Genomic DNA, 15,620 nt, shown 5'->3' with positions numbered 1-15,620 from the left:
TTCAAAAGTAAATCAATCGTAGTTCAATCGCTTTGTGAGTTATATTTGAGGGCGATGAGAGAAGACTACCTGCAAGCGGATGGTGAGGATATGGGATCCTCCGAAAAAGAATTTGAAAAGGCATTAAGGCCACTTTCGTTTTCTGATTTCACAGGTCAGCACAAAGTAGTAGACAATCTTAAAATTTTCGTAGAGGCCGCAAAGCAACGCACTGAGCCACTCGATCATGTGCTCCTTCATGGACCTCCCGGCCTTGGAAAAACAACCCTTTCGTTTATTATAGCCAACGAACTGGAATCCAGCATCAAAGTCACATCAGGACCTGTTTTGGATAAAGCCAGCGAACTTGCGGGTTTACTTACCAATCTGGAGCCTCATGATGTTTTGTTCATAGATGAAATTCATCGGCTAAATCCTGTGGTAGAGGAATACCTATATTCAGCAATGGAGGACTATAGAATCGATATTATGCTGGATTCAGGACCGAATGCAAGATCTGTTCAAATAGAACTCAATCCATTTACTCTGATTGGGGCGACCACTAGATCCGGACTTCTAACTTCCCCGCTGCGTGCTCGATTCGGCATCAATGCAAGGTTGGAGTATTATGACTCCAAACTGCTGACCAAAATTGTCGGACGATCAGCTGATATACTTGATTCTATCATTGATGAAGAGGCGGCTTTCGAAATCGCTCGTAGAAGTCGAGGAACTCCACGTATTGCAAATAATCTATTGCGAAGAACCCGAGACTTTGCGCAAATCAAAGGCGATGGAGCTATCACACTAGACATATCAAAGATGGCCTTGAAAGCTCTCGACGTGGATGATCATGGGCTGGACGAAATGGACAATCGAATCTTATCCACAATCATCAATAAGTTCAAAGGTGGGCCGGTTGGGCTTGGGACAATAGCCACTGCCTGTAGTGAAGAGTCGGAGACAATTGAAGAAGTTTACGAACCGTTTCTTATTCAGGAAGGTTATATCAAGCGAACCTCCAGAGGGCGTGAGGCCACAGAACTTGCGTATAAACATTTAGGAATTATACCACCATCTCAAACAGGATCGTTGTTTTAGTGGTTTAATTTTTGCTGATTGTTTCTAAATAAACTGATTGATCATGAGAGCTTACTTATCACTCTTTGTCCTGTTGGTGTTGGCTTGCCAAGAAAGTAAGGAACCAGGTCCAAAGACCTTTGCCGCAGCTGATATATATACTGTTAGCTTAGCTGAAGATGAAACGTATGTTCAAGAAGATCTCATTGGAAATGCTGAGTTCATCTTTCAAGACGGAGCTACCACATTGAAGGTCAATTTATCAGGAATGGTGCCCAACACATCACATGCAATGCACCTTCATCAAGGCACACTTGCTGAACCAGGAAGACACTGGAATCAAGGTTTGTTCACTTCGTTTTGCAGTAAATTCAGTCTGGGAGAAGTTTGGGCCAAGACATTCGCAGGCGATGTTGGTAATATCGACATTGACGCAAATGGGAATGGTACATTCATTATAAAAACTGATTTATGGAGCTTAGGAACAGATGATGATTTTGACATCTCCGGTACCGTCCTTTTTATCCATGCCAATTCAGAGGATTTTGCAAATGAGTGTGATCCCAATCACGATCATAATCATGGTCACAACAATGTTAAGATTGCCGGAGGTACGGTGGTTTTAGACGCACAATTGCTTCAATAATATTTTAAGTCTTTCTTTGGGAAAGAATGATCTCCCAAACGATTCGACATACTCGGTTTGTAAAAGAAAAAGCCAAAGAACTTGGCTTTTCATTCTGTGGCATATCAAGAGCAGAATTTCTTGAAGAAGAAGCATCTCGACTAGAAGAATGGCTCAATCGTGGTTATCAGGGAAAGATGAGCTACCTCGAAAATCACTTTGATAAAAGGCTCGACCCATCCAAGTTGGTGCCCGGAGCTAAATCCGTCGTGTCATTGGTCTATAATTATTTTCCTGAAAAAAATTATTCAGAAGATTCACCCAAAATTGCCAAATACGCTTACGGACAAGACTATCATTTTGTAGTGAAAGACAAGCTAAAAGCTTTGATGGCTGCAATCCATGAACAAATTGGTGAGGTAGACGGTCGTGTTTTTGTGGATTCTGCCCCGGTGCATGAGCGTGCATGGGCTGCAAAAAGCGGTATCGGATGGGTAGGGAAAAACTCACTTTTGCTTAATCGTGAAATGGGTAGTTTTTTCTTCCTTGCAGAGCTAATCATTGATCTTGAATTAGAACCTGATGGTCCAATGAAAGATTATTGTGGTACTTGCACAGCCTGTCAGGATGCCTGCCCTACTGATGCAATACCCGAACCTTATGTGGTAGATGGCAGTCGGTGTATTTCCTATCTCACCATTGAATTGAAAGATGAAGTTCCTGCAGAATTTAAAAACAAGATGGAAGGATGGGCATTTGGTTGCGACATCTGCCAGGATGTTTGCCCATGGAATCGGTTTTCAAAGCCACATCAAGAACCAAAATTTCAACCTCAGGGATGGGAGAATTTTAATGCTCAAGAATGGAAGGAACTAACGAAGGAAGTGTTTCAAAAGGTGTTTAAGAAGTCTGCTGTAAAACGCACAAAGTTTGAAGGCTTAAAGCGAAACCTGTACTTTATTGAATAGTAGTATTCCGAGACTTTAGGTACTCCTTTGGATTCATTCCCACCTTAGTTTTGAAGAATTTATAGAAGGTTGTTTTTGACTTAAACCCTGATTGCCCGGCGATGGCTTCCATTGTTAGTGTCTCTGCAGCTCCATTATCCAACAGTTCTTTGGATTCATCCACTCGCATTTGGTTTACCAATGAGTAAAATGTGATATCCAACTCGTCATTGAGAATTGCAGAAACCTTTTCTTCCGTGATCTCTAGCCTCAAAGCTAAATCTCTCCGGCCAAGATCGGGATTCAAATACATTTTATCAGATTCTAAGACTGAGATCAACTTGTTAGATTGACTCTTGTCACTTGTTTCGACAGCCAAACGTGCATTGTACTTAGCCGGTGCGACCAAATTCCTGTATCCCAAGAAAAAGAAACAAGCTAAATCCATCGCCCAGAAAACAAACTGAAGCTCAAAGCTAAGCAGCGAAGGCTGGATCAGGTCAATAATAACCAGAGCCATCCAGCGAAATAATACAAAAACCAAATAGAAAAATGCGAACCTGTAAAAATTATAAGTAAGATTTTTCTTCAACTCCATTTGCTTTACCAATCGATACATATTGTAAAGGCAAATAGTACTGAACACGATTCCAATTCCTTCATAGATGAAAAACTCTACTCGATTGTCCAAAGGAAAATAGTATCCGCTCCCTCTCACAAGTGCCGCAATCCATTTGATGGATTGGTAGATCGCATCCAAAATCCCTGGTAAAAAGTATATTTTGTTCCTTGCAATAAAACGCTCCGGAGCAGACGTAATGGCTTGAGTAAAATAGTATGCAAGTGCTGGTAAAAAGTACAGCGACGGAATCCACAATGGAGGAGCATCAATATAATAGGCAATGGATGGGAAAATGGTCCAATTAGCCACATACATTGTATAGCCCAAAATAAAGAAGCCTAAGAAAAGTGTTGGCCGTTTGAATCGGCGGGGCAAAGAAGCAAGTGAAATCAATAGAATTGCCCCGTTTATAACACCGAGAAATATGACTAATTGATAGGTATTAAACAGCGGCATCTGTATTTGTTCATCTGAATGGTGACGAACAAATTAAGTACGAATTCATGAAAGTATCTATGCACATTTGTTTCAGTTAAAAAAAAACACATGAATATCCTGAAATCAATAGGCTTCTGCTTAATAGCCCTGAGCACCACCAGAGCTCAGCAACCACTTACCCATGAACTCCTGGAGGAGTCGGCTATTCGATTCTCATTAAATGCAGAGGGACAAATTGAAGGAGAAGCCCGAAAAAAATGGCTGGAATGGATTGGTAACAATCAGTTTGTTGGATTAGGAGAGGTTCACAATTCTGCTCAACTGAGCCTTTTCACTAAAGGGTTGTTAAACTTACTGGATGAAAAAGGATTTGAACATTTCGCCATGGAAATGGGGCCAAATACTTCATCAGTATTGGAAGAAAAAATTAACGGAGAGAGTCACATATTAGATGTGATAAAGATGCTTAATCAAGCGTATGGAAAAAAGTCCTCCTACAAAACCCCGCTTGTGTTTGTGAACAAAGTAGAAGATGCGGAATTTGTTGAGGCTGCCGCCAACCTTAATTTCAATTTCTGGGGAATAGATCAAGAATACGCAGGTTCCTACGAAATGCTTATTGATCAAATTTATGCCAATTCTAATAATACGGATGGTTCATTTGCCAATGCCTATACACTAGCAAAGGCAACAGTTCGTAAGGTCATATTCAGGAATAAATATCAAGGTCAATCAGTTTATTGCTGGTACTCATCCAGTCAAGAAATCAACAATTTCTTTTCGCAGGTTGAAAATGAAACCTCCCTTAAAATTATTGAAGACATTCGAATGAGTTGGGACATCTATTGCAAGCACTCTCAAGGAGGCAGTAACCAAATAAGAGCCAACTACATGAAAAAGAACTTTGATTATTATCTAGCGAAATATGGCCAGGAAGCTAAAGTGTTTACCAAACTGGGAGGCATTCATCTTACACATGGCAAATCCACTTTTGGTGTGGATGATATTGGCAAATACCTAACGGAGAAGTCCCAGCAAAGTGATCGTGGATTCTTAAACATACGCCACCTGATTGCTTATCGAAATGGTAAGAGCAATATTGGTAAGTCAGGCTGGAAGACCGTAACCATGTTTTTGGAACTTGGCAGAAAAGATCAATGGACAGTGGTAGACCTAAGGCCTTTTAGAGAGATGCTAAAGAGAGGTGAAATCACTACAACCAAGAAATATACCTTCGAGCTGATGAGTTATGATCTTTTGCTGATCTCACCTGACGACCAGTACCCAAAGGTCAATTATTGATCAACTTCCTCAGGCAGCAATTGATGTTTGATCTTATGTAATCGATCGCGGCTCATTACAAACTCTGTATCTGAATTTTTCATTCTTAGAATGTACTTGTCATTCTCCCAGAATGAATAATTCAGCACAGAACTGAGATTAACAATGGTGCTCCTATTGATGCGTATGAATGTGCTTGAATCAAGTTTTTCTTCAAGCTCAGTTATGTTTTCTTTCAATCGATACTTGTCACTCTCGGTGATTGCAAAAGTCTTTCTCTCTTCTCGAACAATCCATTGAATTTTATCTGTCTCAAGAAAGAGTTCTCCAAAATCATCTGACGCCCAGAGTCGATTTTTGGTTTGCGATCGCTTCACCTTATGTAGGTCCGATTTAGTTTCACCAAGCTGAAGGTTATACTGATAAATGAGGTTCACATTTATAATGATATATCCTACCAGAAATACAGGAGTCAAGTAGTTGAAGTATAAGGTAACGCTATAGAAATATTCGCTAAAGTAGATATCCCAGTTCAATCCCGGGAGGTAGTGATATAGAAAACGAAGTGTGAGTGTGACCGGCGCAAACACAAAGAAAGACACCAACAAGATTGGCAAAAACTTCAACTCGTATAATGCAATGTCTTTTGCATTCAGTTTCAAATCAAGAAGCTTAAGCTTTGTGCCATACCATCGGATGAGTTGAAAGATGATTGCTACAGATGCACATTCAATCAGGAATTGATCAATGAAAATAAACTGAAGTGTGTTGAGCAGTGAAAAGTGCTCACTGCCTACCCAATCCAAATTTTCTGGATGTAGATAAATAATGGCCTGGTACACTATCTCAATCCCCAAAGTTGTAAAAACGATGGGTCTCCATTTTTTCAGCAAGTCATAATTCAGCGATAGCCACATATGTCTCAGATTTCAGACATGAATATAGGAATTCAGACATTGATAGTTGAAGTGTTAGATTCAAAATGTTCGGATTTCAGACATTCAAACCGGCAATCCAGACAAGAATTCCAGCCACAAACAATTTCATACCTGTGCTTTGAAGAAAAAAACAAACACAATTATGAAAACACTATTCACATTGTTTCTAGTCATATTAAGCGTGGCAGGCACCTGTCAGCGTAAGCTTGACATAACCATTATCGGTACTGCTCATTATTTTGATGACGCGTACCAATCATTGCAAAACTTTAAATCGGTAAGGGACTTCATCGTAGCTACCGATCCGGATATCATTTGTATTGAAGCCATTCCTACCAATGACACATTGAGTCTTAAGGAAATCTGGCCAAATACGCTGAAGCGCGCGGATAAGCTAAAGGATACACTTAAAATGCTTGACCTTGCACCCAAAGCTCTTCAAGGTGCCAGTTTTTATGCGTCCTATGATTTGTGGAATGCCTATTACTATTGGTACCAGGTACAGGAAAAGGGAGACTCGCTCTATTACCTCTCAAAGTTTCATCGCAAGCTTGATAACTCCGAATATGGACTGATGGTCTTTCCCGCAGCACAGAAACTTGGAATCGAACAATTCTACGCAATCGACTATCGAGATGGAGAAAGTGAATTTCTAACCAACAACAGGAAAGTATTAAAGAAGCTTCTGTTTGGCTTTAAGTGGAAACCTCTTAAAGTCTACCTCAAAACTCAGAAGAAGTATCGCAAGGCGCAAGAGGCAGGAAGATTGATGGAGTTTATAAACAGTGCGGAATTTCAGGATTCCTTCTCCAGACTCATAGATGAATTACCAAAAAAGTTGCCAAAATCAGAGGAAGCCAAAGAGGTTAAATCCTACTGGCTAAAGCGTAACCAAATCATGGCCGACCGATTGATCGATCGAGCAGAGGAACAGCAAGCAACTAAAGTTTTGCTAACTGTGGGTAGCGCGCATATCGTGCACATGAAAAGATTCCTTGAGGCTAAAGGACACCAAGTGAAGACATACGGAGATTTTATCAACAACTCAAACAAATAATTGTCATGGAAGAAATAATGCAATCAAACTCATTCTTTATCATCCCTTTATCGCTCGCCTACTTATGTGTGTGTGGACTCTGGTTTCTCTTGAGCAAGACTGGAAGAGGCTGGGAAATTGAATCAATAGAAACGTCAAAAAAACCATGGCTGGATATTGGAATCGGCATGCTGGCGTGTGCAGGTGTAATCGCCATAGGGCAATTATTTGTGGCAGGTTTTCTCATTCCAAGAACTCAAAGCGTCATTGTCAATCAACTGCTCATTTGGCCACTGAATAATGTGCTGATCTTCTCTCCCATTTTTCTCACATTATTCATTCGGAAACAAAGTTTAAATACGATATTCATTTCATCCAGGCAGCTAGGAATAAAGCTACTCTTTGGTCTCATTGTTTCAGTTGTAGGTATTGTGATTTTCGTAGGCTTAAGAGGTGAATGGAGTCGTATTTCCGAGATCCTGATCACCGCTATACAGCCCAAAACGTTATCAAATTTTCCAGCCATCTTTTTTGAAAATGTGGCACTCGCATTTTTGTTCGTCCGTTTGAAATGGACCGTGGGTGTTAAATGGGCCATCGGAATTCCGGCTGTACTTTTTGCATTGGCGCATGTGCCTGGTTCGGTTGCTGAAGGTGACCCAATAAGCCACATTATCACCTTCTTCTTTTTGACAGGAACTTTAACGACGTTCATTCTCTACACGGCTTACCGCAGCAGAGATATCCTGTGGCTTGGGTTTGTCCATTATATGATGGATGTAGCGATTAAAGCCTTTTAGTAATATCCGGATTTGAGAGGATGATAAGAGATCACAGCTAATTAAATTTGGCAAATGAAGAAAACTGCTTACGACATATTGATGGGAATTATCCCGGTCATGATTGGTGTATACTTAGGTATATTCTTTAACAACCAAAACGAGGAGAAAAAACAAGATGAACTAAGAAATCAGATTTTTGAGAGTTTGCTTGTGGAAAATCAATCCAATCTTGAATCGCTGCAAGAATCCGTAGCATATTTTGCCATGCTCAAGGATAGCAGTTCGTACATTCTATCAAATGATTTACCCTACAAGCAATTCTCTTTTTGGAAAGGATTGAATCCTCCAGAGCTTTCTAATACAGCTTTTCAAACAGCCCAGGTAACTAATATCCTTCCAGGAATCTCCATTGGTATGTTACAGGCACTTAGTAAAACTTATGATGGACAGGATGACTTACAAGATTTAGGAAATGCGTATTTCTTAAGTGTTACGAATAAAATAGGAAGTAACAACTTTGATAACACCAAGTTTCTGATCATTCTCGAAAATTATTCTTTTGACATGATGGTTGCCGAACAAGCCCTTGTAAAGGAGATTGAAAATTTGATCGAATTACTAAAGGGCCAGTCCTCTAATTAAACCTACATTAGCGACGTGACACTATTATATTTCATCGATATCCTGGGGACAATGGTTTTTGCCATTAGTGGAGCACTTGCCGGGCGAGACAAGAAGCTCGATTTCTTTGGCATTGCAGCAGTAGGATTGATAACAGCCATTGGAGGAGGCACAGTTCGGGATATTCTGCTTGGCAGCACACCTGTCGGATGGATGGAGGATCTGATCTATATTTCCATGATTGGTTCCGGAATCCTCATCTCCCTACTTTTTGGAAAAGTAGTGCTCAAACTAAGAAGAACCTTTTTCATGTTCGATACCGTCGGAATTGCAGTGTTTACGGTTTTGGGATTGCAAAAGGCTTTGACGCTTGGAGTTCATCCAATCATTGCCATTATGATGGGGATGGTATCTGCGGTCTTTGGTGGAGTGATTCGAGACATTGTTTGTAACGAGATTCCATTGATCTTCAGAAAAGAGATTTATGCACTCACCTGCCTGTGTGGCGGGATTCTTTATGTAATGCTTCAGCGTGCTGGATTAGAGCAAGGATGGAATATTTTGATTACTGTGCTCTTCATTGCTTCATTTAGAGTGCTGGCAGTAAAGTTCAAATGGCAGCTTCCCGATATTTCGTAATGGAAATGCCTTTTAACTAAATTTACTTCGCAACCAAGAAACCAAAATATGAAAAAATTGCTTTATGTGATTGCCGCTGGAGTCCTATTCAGCTGCCAAACACAAACATCAGAAAATACTGAAATGCAGACAGACAACCCATTCTACCAAGAATGGAATACTCCTTATGGGGTGCCTCCTTTTGAGCAAATAAAGGATGAGCACTACATGCAAGCTTTTGAGGATGGCATGAGCCAGCAGCTTGAAGAAGTGGAAGCCATAGCCAACAACGAAGAAGCTCCAACATTCGACAATACAATTACAGCATTCGAAAAGTCCGGAGACTTGCTGAATAAAGTAAGCAATGTATTCTTTAATCTCACCTCTGCGCATACCAACGATTCCTTGCAAGGAATTTCCCGTGTAATCAGTCCGAAGCTTTCAGCACATGGTGATAATATCTTTCTTAATCCAGATTTTTATGCTCGAGTAAAAACACTCTATGATCAACGTGAAGAACTGGGATTAACAATCGAGCAAAACAAGCTTTTAGAAAATTATCATACCGGCTTTGTTAGAGCAGGAGCAGCCCTAAGTGATGAAGAAAAGGAAAAGATGCGTGACCTTAACGGACAGTTATCCTCACTTTCCGTAGCATTTGGTGAGAATGTACTTGCAGAAACCAACAAATTCGAGATGGTTCTGGAAGAAGGCGACTTAGATGGTCTTCCGGAAAGTGTGATAAATGCAGGTGCCGATGCTGCCGCTGAGAGAGGCTATGAAGGCAAATACGTTTTCACCACTCATCGCCCAAGCTTATATCCTTTCATCACCTACTCTACTCGAAGAGACCTGCGTGAGCAACTGAAAAAAGGATACATCAACCGAGGAGATAATGACGATAAGAATGACAACAAAGAACTCGCGGTAAAACTGGCCAACGTAAGGCTCCAGAAGGCAAACCTTTTGGGATATGAATCATGGGCTGACTATGTGCTCGCACAGCGGATGCTTGACTCTTCAGACAAAGTTTACAACCTGTTGGATAAAGTATGGCCAGCAGCAATTCAGGCGGCAAAAAATGAGCGAGACATGATGAAAACGATGGCTGTAAAGGAAGGAAACGATATTGACATCATGCCTTGGGACTGGTGGCATTATGCTGAGAAAATCAAGATGGAGAAATACAACCTGGATGAGAATGAGATTCGACCATACTTAAAGGTTGATAATGTTATCAATGGTACATTCACGCTTGCTAACAAGCTGTTTAGGATGACATTCGAAGAACAAACCAACATCCCTAAATATCATCCGGATGTACGCACTTATACAGTCAAAAATGAAAATGGCGAGCTCATCGGTATTTACTTATCCGATTGGTTCTATCGCGGCAGCAAGCGTGGCGGTGCATGGATGAATACCTACAGAAGCCAAAGCAATATAGATGGGAACAACATCATTCCTATCGTGACCAACGTAGGAAACTTCACAAAACCTACCGGCGATACACCATCACTCCTTTCCCAAGATGAGGCCACTACCCTATTCCATGAATTTGGTCATGCGCTTCACGGGCTACTTTCAGAGTGTACGTATCCATCTATCTCAGGAACCTCTACACCTCGTGATTTTGTAGAATTTCCTTCTCAGGTTATGGAAAACTGGGTCTTTGAACCAGAGATGTTGGCGCTATATGCTTTCCATTATGAAACAGGTGAAGTAATGCCATCGGAACTCGTGGAAAAAATCAAAAACGCCGGACAATTCAACCAAGGCTTTGGCACAGTTGAATATATGGCCGCATCGTATTTAGATATGGCTTATCATACCATAACAGAGCCTATCACCATAGGAGCAGATGAGTTTGAAAAAGCCGCCATGGATGAGATCGGAATGATTGACGCCATTGTCCCTCGATACAGAACCGGTTATTTCCAGCACGCATTCTCAAGCCCGGAAGGCTATTCTGCCGGATACTACAGCTACCTCAACTCTGAGGTAATGGATGCTGATGCTTTTGGTGCTTTTAAGGAAAATGGGTTGTTTGATAAAGAAACAGCCAATAAGTATCGAGAGCATATTCTATCTAAAGGCGGTACGCGAGACGCCATGGAAATGTATGTAAACTTTAGGGGAAGAGAACCTAAGTTTGAAGCAATCCTGGAAAGAAGGGGCTTCAATTAAAAAGAACAATTCCAATTGTCAGGAGGCCAGCAAATTGCTGGCCTTTTTTTATTGCTAATTACCGCTTAAATAAAATTAAATCCATTTCCACTTCGCCGTGGTTAAGTTGCTAATTGAAAAACTAAACCCAAGAAGTATGAAAAGGTTACTTGTATTAATGTTTGCCTTGATGTTCGTCGGTTTCAATACTGACCTCCAGGCACAAAAAAAGAAAAAGAAAAAAGGTGACGAGTCTGAGCAAGCTGCGCCTAAAAAATCAAAAAATGGCCTAAAGAGCTATTCTGAAGTCATCACTGATGAAGCCATTTCCGATGAAGGCCTGATTATATCCCATCAGGTTGGCGATGACTTTTATTTCGAAATTCCTGCTGATATCCTGGGAAAGGAAATCCTGATTGTGTCGCGTATCGCAGGGCACGTCAAAGGCCTCAATTTTGGTGGCGCAGGCATGAAATCACGTCCGCAACAAGTGATTCGATTTCAAAAAGTTGGCGGAAAGATTTTGATGCGATCTGTGTCTTATAATAATGTAGCTGATGAAGATGAGCCAATCTACACGTCGGTTAAGAACAACAACTTCGAACCAATCGTCGAGTCGTTTTCATTGGAAACCATGAAAGACGATTCTTCATCCTATGTGATCAAAGTATCTGATTTCTTCTCAGATGATATCCCTATGATCGGAGCTCTAAGAGATTCGGAAAGAAAACGTTTCAAGATCAAAGGAATTGATAAATCACGTTCGCTTATCACTTCTGTAAGGTCATTCCCAGAAAATGTAGAGGTTCGTCATATCCTTACTTATCGTGGAGACGAGCTACCAGCTAATGGCCTCACTGAGACATTATCCATTGAAATGAATCAATCTATGATTCTACTTCCTGATGATCCAATGGTACCTAGATATCATGATGAAAGAGTGGGATTCTTTTCACTACGTCAAATTGACTATAGCTCAGATCTTCAAAAAGCAGCCCAAAGAAGGTTTATTACCAAATGGAGACTAGAACCAAGCGATTGGGATGCATACAATCGTGGTGAAGCTGTAGAGCCTGTAAAGCCAATTGTTTATTACATCGATCCTGCTACTCCAGAGAAATGGAGAAAGTATATCAAGCAAGGAGTCGAGGATTGGCAAGTAGCTTTTGAGGCAGCAGGTCTTAAAAATGCCATTTTAGCCAAAGACCCACCAAGCAAAGAAGAGGACCCGGATTGGAGCCCGGAAGATGTTCGTTACTCCGTGATTCGATACATCGCCACAGACATTCAAAATGCACAAGGACCACACGTACATGATCCTAGAACTGGGGAAATACTTGAAAGTGACATCCTTTGGTATCATAACGTGATGAATCTACTTCGTAACTGGTATTTTATTCAAACAGCAGCAGTAAACCCAGAAGCTCAAAAAATCAGATTTGATGATGATTTAATGGGTGAGCTTATTCGATTTGTTGCAGCACATGAAGTCGGTCACACACTGGGCTACCCACACAATATGGGCTCATCTCCTTCGTATACAGTGGATCAGCTTAGAAGTAAGGAATTTACAGACACACATGGTGTTGCGCCTTCTATCATGGACTATGCTAGATTCAACTACGTGGCACAGCCAGAAGATGGAATCACCAATTTCTTTCCACGGGTTGGAGAATATGATTTTTGGGTAACCCAGTATGGCTATAAGCCAATTGCAAATGTTAACTCTCCGGACGACGAAGAAGACACACTAAATGAGTGGATAGTCGGAAACGCCGACAATCCTGTTTATCGATATGGTCAGGCCAATGGAGTAGATCCTACTTCACAAACTGAAGATATTGGTCATGACGCAATGATAGCAAGTGAGCTAGGTATTAGAAACCTGAAGCGAATCACAGATAAGCTAATGGAATGGGCCACGGAAGATGGTAAAAACTACGATGAGCTAGAAGAATTATATCGAAATGTGATAAACCAATTCAATCGGTATAATGGACATGTAGTTACTAATGTTGGTGGTGTTTATCAATATTTCAAAACTGCCGATCAAGATGGTGCGGTATATACCCATGTAGAAAAAGAGAAGCAACAAAGAGCCGTTAAGTTTTTGAATGAGCAGCTATTTTCTACTCCAAACTGGCTGGTAGATGCTGAAATCCTCAGCCGAATTCAGCAAGATGGATTGGTGGATCGTATGAGAGGTGTTCAGGTAAGAATCCTGAGTCGATTGACACGAGAAGAAATGCTCATGCGTTTGGTAGAAAATGAAGCGTTGAATGGAAGCGATGCGTATACAGTCACCAATCTCTTCACCGATATGCGTCAAGGCATCTGGGGCGAGCTTTATAATGGAAGAAAAATCGACACATATCGAAGAAATCTTCAAAAGGAGCATATCGCACGTTTGGGTGAATTGATGAATTTGGAAGAAGATGAATTTGCCAATTCCGATATCCCATCGGTTGCTATGGCTACCTTAAATAGGTTGGAAAGAGACGTAAGAAGTGGACTTGGGCGTCAAAATGATGCAACCTCCAGGTTCCATTTACAAGACATTCAAAAGCGTATTGATGCGATTCTGAATCCGAAATAATAACTAATGTTTAATGGAGCGTCATCCTGAAATTCAGGATGACGCTTTTTTATTAAATTCCACTATGAAAAAGCTACTACTAACTACCCTCCTGTTCTCTTTCGCAATCATTGTATTTGCGCAAGACCAAACTACCTTCATCTTGGTTCGTCATGCAGAAAAGGCCGATGATGGCACCAGAAATCCTCCGCTCAATGAAGATGGAAAGACGCGCTCGGCTAATCTGGCAGAGATGCTCGTCAACCAGGAAATCGCAGGATTATACTCCACACCTTTCAAACGGACGCAAGAAACACTTCAGCCAATTGCCAGCATGAAAAACCTGGAAGTGCAGGATTACGATCCGTATGCAAAAGGCGAGTGGTTAGCAACATTAGCCGAAAAGCACTCTGGGGGAACTGTCGTAATTTCTGGACATTCCAATACCATTCCTGCGCTTGCAAATGCCTTACTAGGCTCTGAGAATTTCAGTCAATTTGATGAGAGTGATTATTCTAATCTCATCATCATTGTAGCCGATGAGGTCGGGAAAGGGAAACTGGTGAGATTGAAGTTTTAACAAAAAAATTCCAATTATCCGTCATTCCTGAGACTGCCGACGGCAGGATTCAGGAATCTTATAATGCCAAAGTGGAATTTAGACTCCCGAATTGCTCATTCGTTGAAAACCGGAGTGATGCAAAAATTATTGATAGCGACTTTAAAAGCTAATACAACTCATACTTACAGAAGTCGCATTCAAGCTTACCATTATATAGCTTCAAGCGCTTGGAGTCTTTCAAGCCAATTTGCTTTAATGCCTGTTTGTTTGAGCTGATCAGCCAGGCATCATAGCCTGCAAAATTTTGTTTGAAAGCGTCACCTATGGTTTTGTAGAATTCCATAATGTCATCTCCGATTCTCTCACCATAAGGAGGATTCGTGATGATCACACCAGAATCATTGATCGGCTTAAACTCTCTGAAGTCCATGGTCTTGATTCGAACCTCTCTTCGCAATCCAATCTTTCCCAAGGCTTTTCTTGCCAGTGTGATCGCACTATCGTCAATATCGATGCCTGTCAAATCCATGCTTGGTTTACGCATCTTGTTTAGTTCCTCCGTCTTCACATTGTTGAACAAGATTGGACTATACTCCGGCCAGGTTCTGAAACCGAATTCTTTGCGTTTCAAATTTGGCCCCATGTTCATCGCAATCATGGCTGCTTCAGTCAGGATCGTACCACTCCCGCACATGGGATCTACAAGTGGCGTTTTTTTGTCCCAACCAGATAGCATCACCATACCGGCAGCCAGCACCTCATTCATTGGTGCTCTATGCCCTTCTTCCCTGTAACCACGCTGGTTTAGTGCCGCTCCCGAACTATCCATTGAAATAGTGAAAAAGTCGTTGGCGCAGTGCACGTTGAATAACACGTCCGGCTTATCAGTATCTATGGATGGACGTCTGCGGTACTTGTTGCGATATTGATCGACCATTGCATCTTTGGCCTTCAATCCAACATATTTGGAATGAGTAAATACTTCTGAGAATATGACCGGGTCTATGGCAAAAGTCTGATCTACATCCAGAAAATTAGACCAGTCAAACTCCATCATTTTTTCATACAGCTGCTTCTCATCACGTGCATGAAAGGTATAGATGGGAACCAGGATTTTCATGGCAGTACGCAACGAAAGATTGGCACGATACAAGAAGGCAGGGTTTCCCTCGCACTTTACACCTCTGGTGATCTTTTCAATCTTCTCCCCTCCCAGTGCTCTGACCTCTTCAGCCAAGATGTCTTCAAATCCAAAGAGTGTTTTGATGGTTATTTTCACGTGTCTCTACTATAATGTCAAATGGTTGTGCCTACGCGTCGCAAAGATGGGCTAAAAATCGCTTCATACAG

General features: G+C 41.3%; 14 protein-coding genes. 11 read left to right on the top strand and 3 right to left on the bottom strand.

All coding sequences use genetic code 11. The annotated features are described in order from the left end of the window. Positions 1 to 54: 54 nt before the first annotated feature. The 3 genes from ruvB to queG are packed head-to-tail and all read left to right on the top strand — an operon-like array spanning position 55 to position 2,652. Complete coding sequence (ruvB, locus tag ACL8WY_RS12505) at positions 55 to 1,080, top strand: Holliday junction branch migration DNA helicase RuvB (protein ID WP_436515096.1); 1,026 nt, start codon at positions 55 to 57, stop codon at positions 1,078 to 1,080. Positions 1,081 to 1,123: 43 nt separating this feature from the next. After that, a complete protein-coding gene (locus ACL8WY_RS12500; protein ID WP_436515095.1) occupies positions 1,124 to 1,705 on the top strand; it encodes a superoxide dismutase family protein in 582 nt (193 codons plus the stop codon). Positions 1,706 to 1,731: 26 nt separating this feature from the next. Next, the gene (gene queG / locus ACL8WY_RS12495; protein ID WP_436515094.1) at positions 1,732 to 2,652 is read left to right on the top strand and encodes a tRNA epoxyqueuosine(34) reductase QueG; all 921 of its coding nucleotides are present in this window, start codon (positions 1,732 to 1,734) and stop codon (positions 2,650 to 2,652) included. On the opposite strand, the gene ACL8WY_RS12490 is transcribed toward queG, so the two are convergent. Continuing rightward, a complete protein-coding gene (locus tag ACL8WY_RS12490; RefSeq protein ID WP_436515093.1) occupies positions 2,642 to 3,709 on the bottom strand; it encodes a helix-turn-helix domain-containing protein in 1,068 nt (355 codons plus the stop codon). The genes queG and ACL8WY_RS12490 overlap by 11 nt on opposite strands. A gap of 90 nt (positions 3,710 to 3,799) precedes the next feature. Here ACL8WY_RS12490 and ACL8WY_RS12485 point away from each other — a divergent pair, with 90 nt between their 5' ends. After that, positions 3,800 to 4,993 carry a hypothetical protein gene (locus ACL8WY_RS12485; protein WP_436515092.1) on the top strand — a complete coding sequence of 398 codons (1,194 nt, stop codon included), beginning with the start codon at positions 3,800 to 3,802 and terminating at the stop codon, positions 4,991 to 4,993. On the opposite strand, the gene ACL8WY_RS12480 is transcribed toward ACL8WY_RS12485, so the two are convergent. After that, the gene (locus ACL8WY_RS12480; protein WP_436515091.1) at positions 4,987 to 5,889 is read right to left on the bottom strand and encodes a LytTR family DNA-binding domain-containing protein; all 903 of its coding nucleotides are present in this window, start codon (positions 5,887 to 5,889) and stop codon (positions 4,987 to 4,989) included. The two genes, ACL8WY_RS12485 and ACL8WY_RS12480, sit on opposite strands and share 7 nt — an antisense overlap. 163 nt (positions 5,890 to 6,052) lie before the next feature. Between ACL8WY_RS12480 and ACL8WY_RS12475 the strand changes: the two genes are divergently transcribed. From ACL8WY_RS12475 to ACL8WY_RS12445, 7 genes are all read left to right on the top strand, one after another. Then, a complete protein-coding gene (locus tag ACL8WY_RS12475; RefSeq protein WP_436515090.1) occupies positions 6,053 to 6,967 on the top strand; it encodes a DUF5694 domain-containing protein in 915 nt (304 codons plus the stop codon). A gap of 5 nt (positions 6,968 to 6,972) precedes the next feature. Continuing rightward, complete coding sequence (locus tag ACL8WY_RS12470) at positions 6,973 to 7,746, top strand: CPBP family glutamic-type intramembrane protease (protein WP_436515089.1); 774 nt, start codon at positions 6,973 to 6,975, stop codon at positions 7,744 to 7,746. A gap of 54 nt (positions 7,747 to 7,800) precedes the next feature. Next, positions 7,801 to 8,370, top strand: coding sequence for a hypothetical protein (locus ACL8WY_RS12465; RefSeq protein ID WP_436515088.1), 570 nt, complete (start codon positions 7,801 to 7,803; stop codon positions 8,368 to 8,370). A gap of 15 nt (positions 8,371 to 8,385) precedes the next feature. Continuing rightward, a complete protein-coding gene (locus ACL8WY_RS12460; RefSeq protein WP_436515087.1) occupies positions 8,386 to 8,988 on the top strand; it encodes a trimeric intracellular cation channel family protein in 603 nt (200 codons plus the stop codon). 48 nt (positions 8,989 to 9,036) lie between these two features. Further along, complete coding sequence (locus ACL8WY_RS12455; protein WP_436515086.1) at positions 9,037 to 11,154, top strand: M3 family metallopeptidase; 2,118 nt, start codon at positions 9,037 to 9,039, stop codon at positions 11,152 to 11,154. Between the two features lie 136 nt (positions 11,155 to 11,290). Further along, positions 11,291 to 13,729 (top strand): zinc-dependent metalloprotease, encoded by a 2,439-nt coding sequence (locus tag ACL8WY_RS12450; RefSeq protein ID WP_436515085.1) that lies wholly within the window; start codon positions 11,291 to 11,293, stop codon positions 13,727 to 13,729. 64 nt (positions 13,730 to 13,793) lie between these two features. Beyond that, positions 13,794 to 14,288: a phosphoglycerate mutase family protein gene (locus ACL8WY_RS12445; protein WP_436515084.1), complete on the top strand. Its 495-nt coding sequence runs from the start codon at positions 13,794 to 13,796 to the stop codon at positions 14,286 to 14,288. 148 nt (positions 14,289 to 14,436) lie between these two features. Here the strand turns inward: ACL8WY_RS12445 and ACL8WY_RS12440 are convergent, their stop codons facing one another. After that, positions 14,437 to 15,549 (bottom strand): THUMP domain-containing class I SAM-dependent RNA methyltransferase, encoded by a 1,113-nt coding sequence (locus ACL8WY_RS12440; RefSeq protein ID WP_436515083.1) that lies wholly within the window; start codon positions 15,547 to 15,549, stop codon positions 14,437 to 14,439. Between the last annotated feature and the right edge of the window lie 71 nt (positions 15,550 to 15,620).

It is taken from the genome of Ekhidna algicida (assembly GCF_051379705.1).
In the GTDB taxonomy this organism is placed as follows: Bacteria; Bacteroidota; Bacteroidia; order Cytophagales; family Cyclobacteriaceae; genus Ekhidna.
This window is presented reverse-complemented; position numbering and strand designations above follow the sequence as displayed.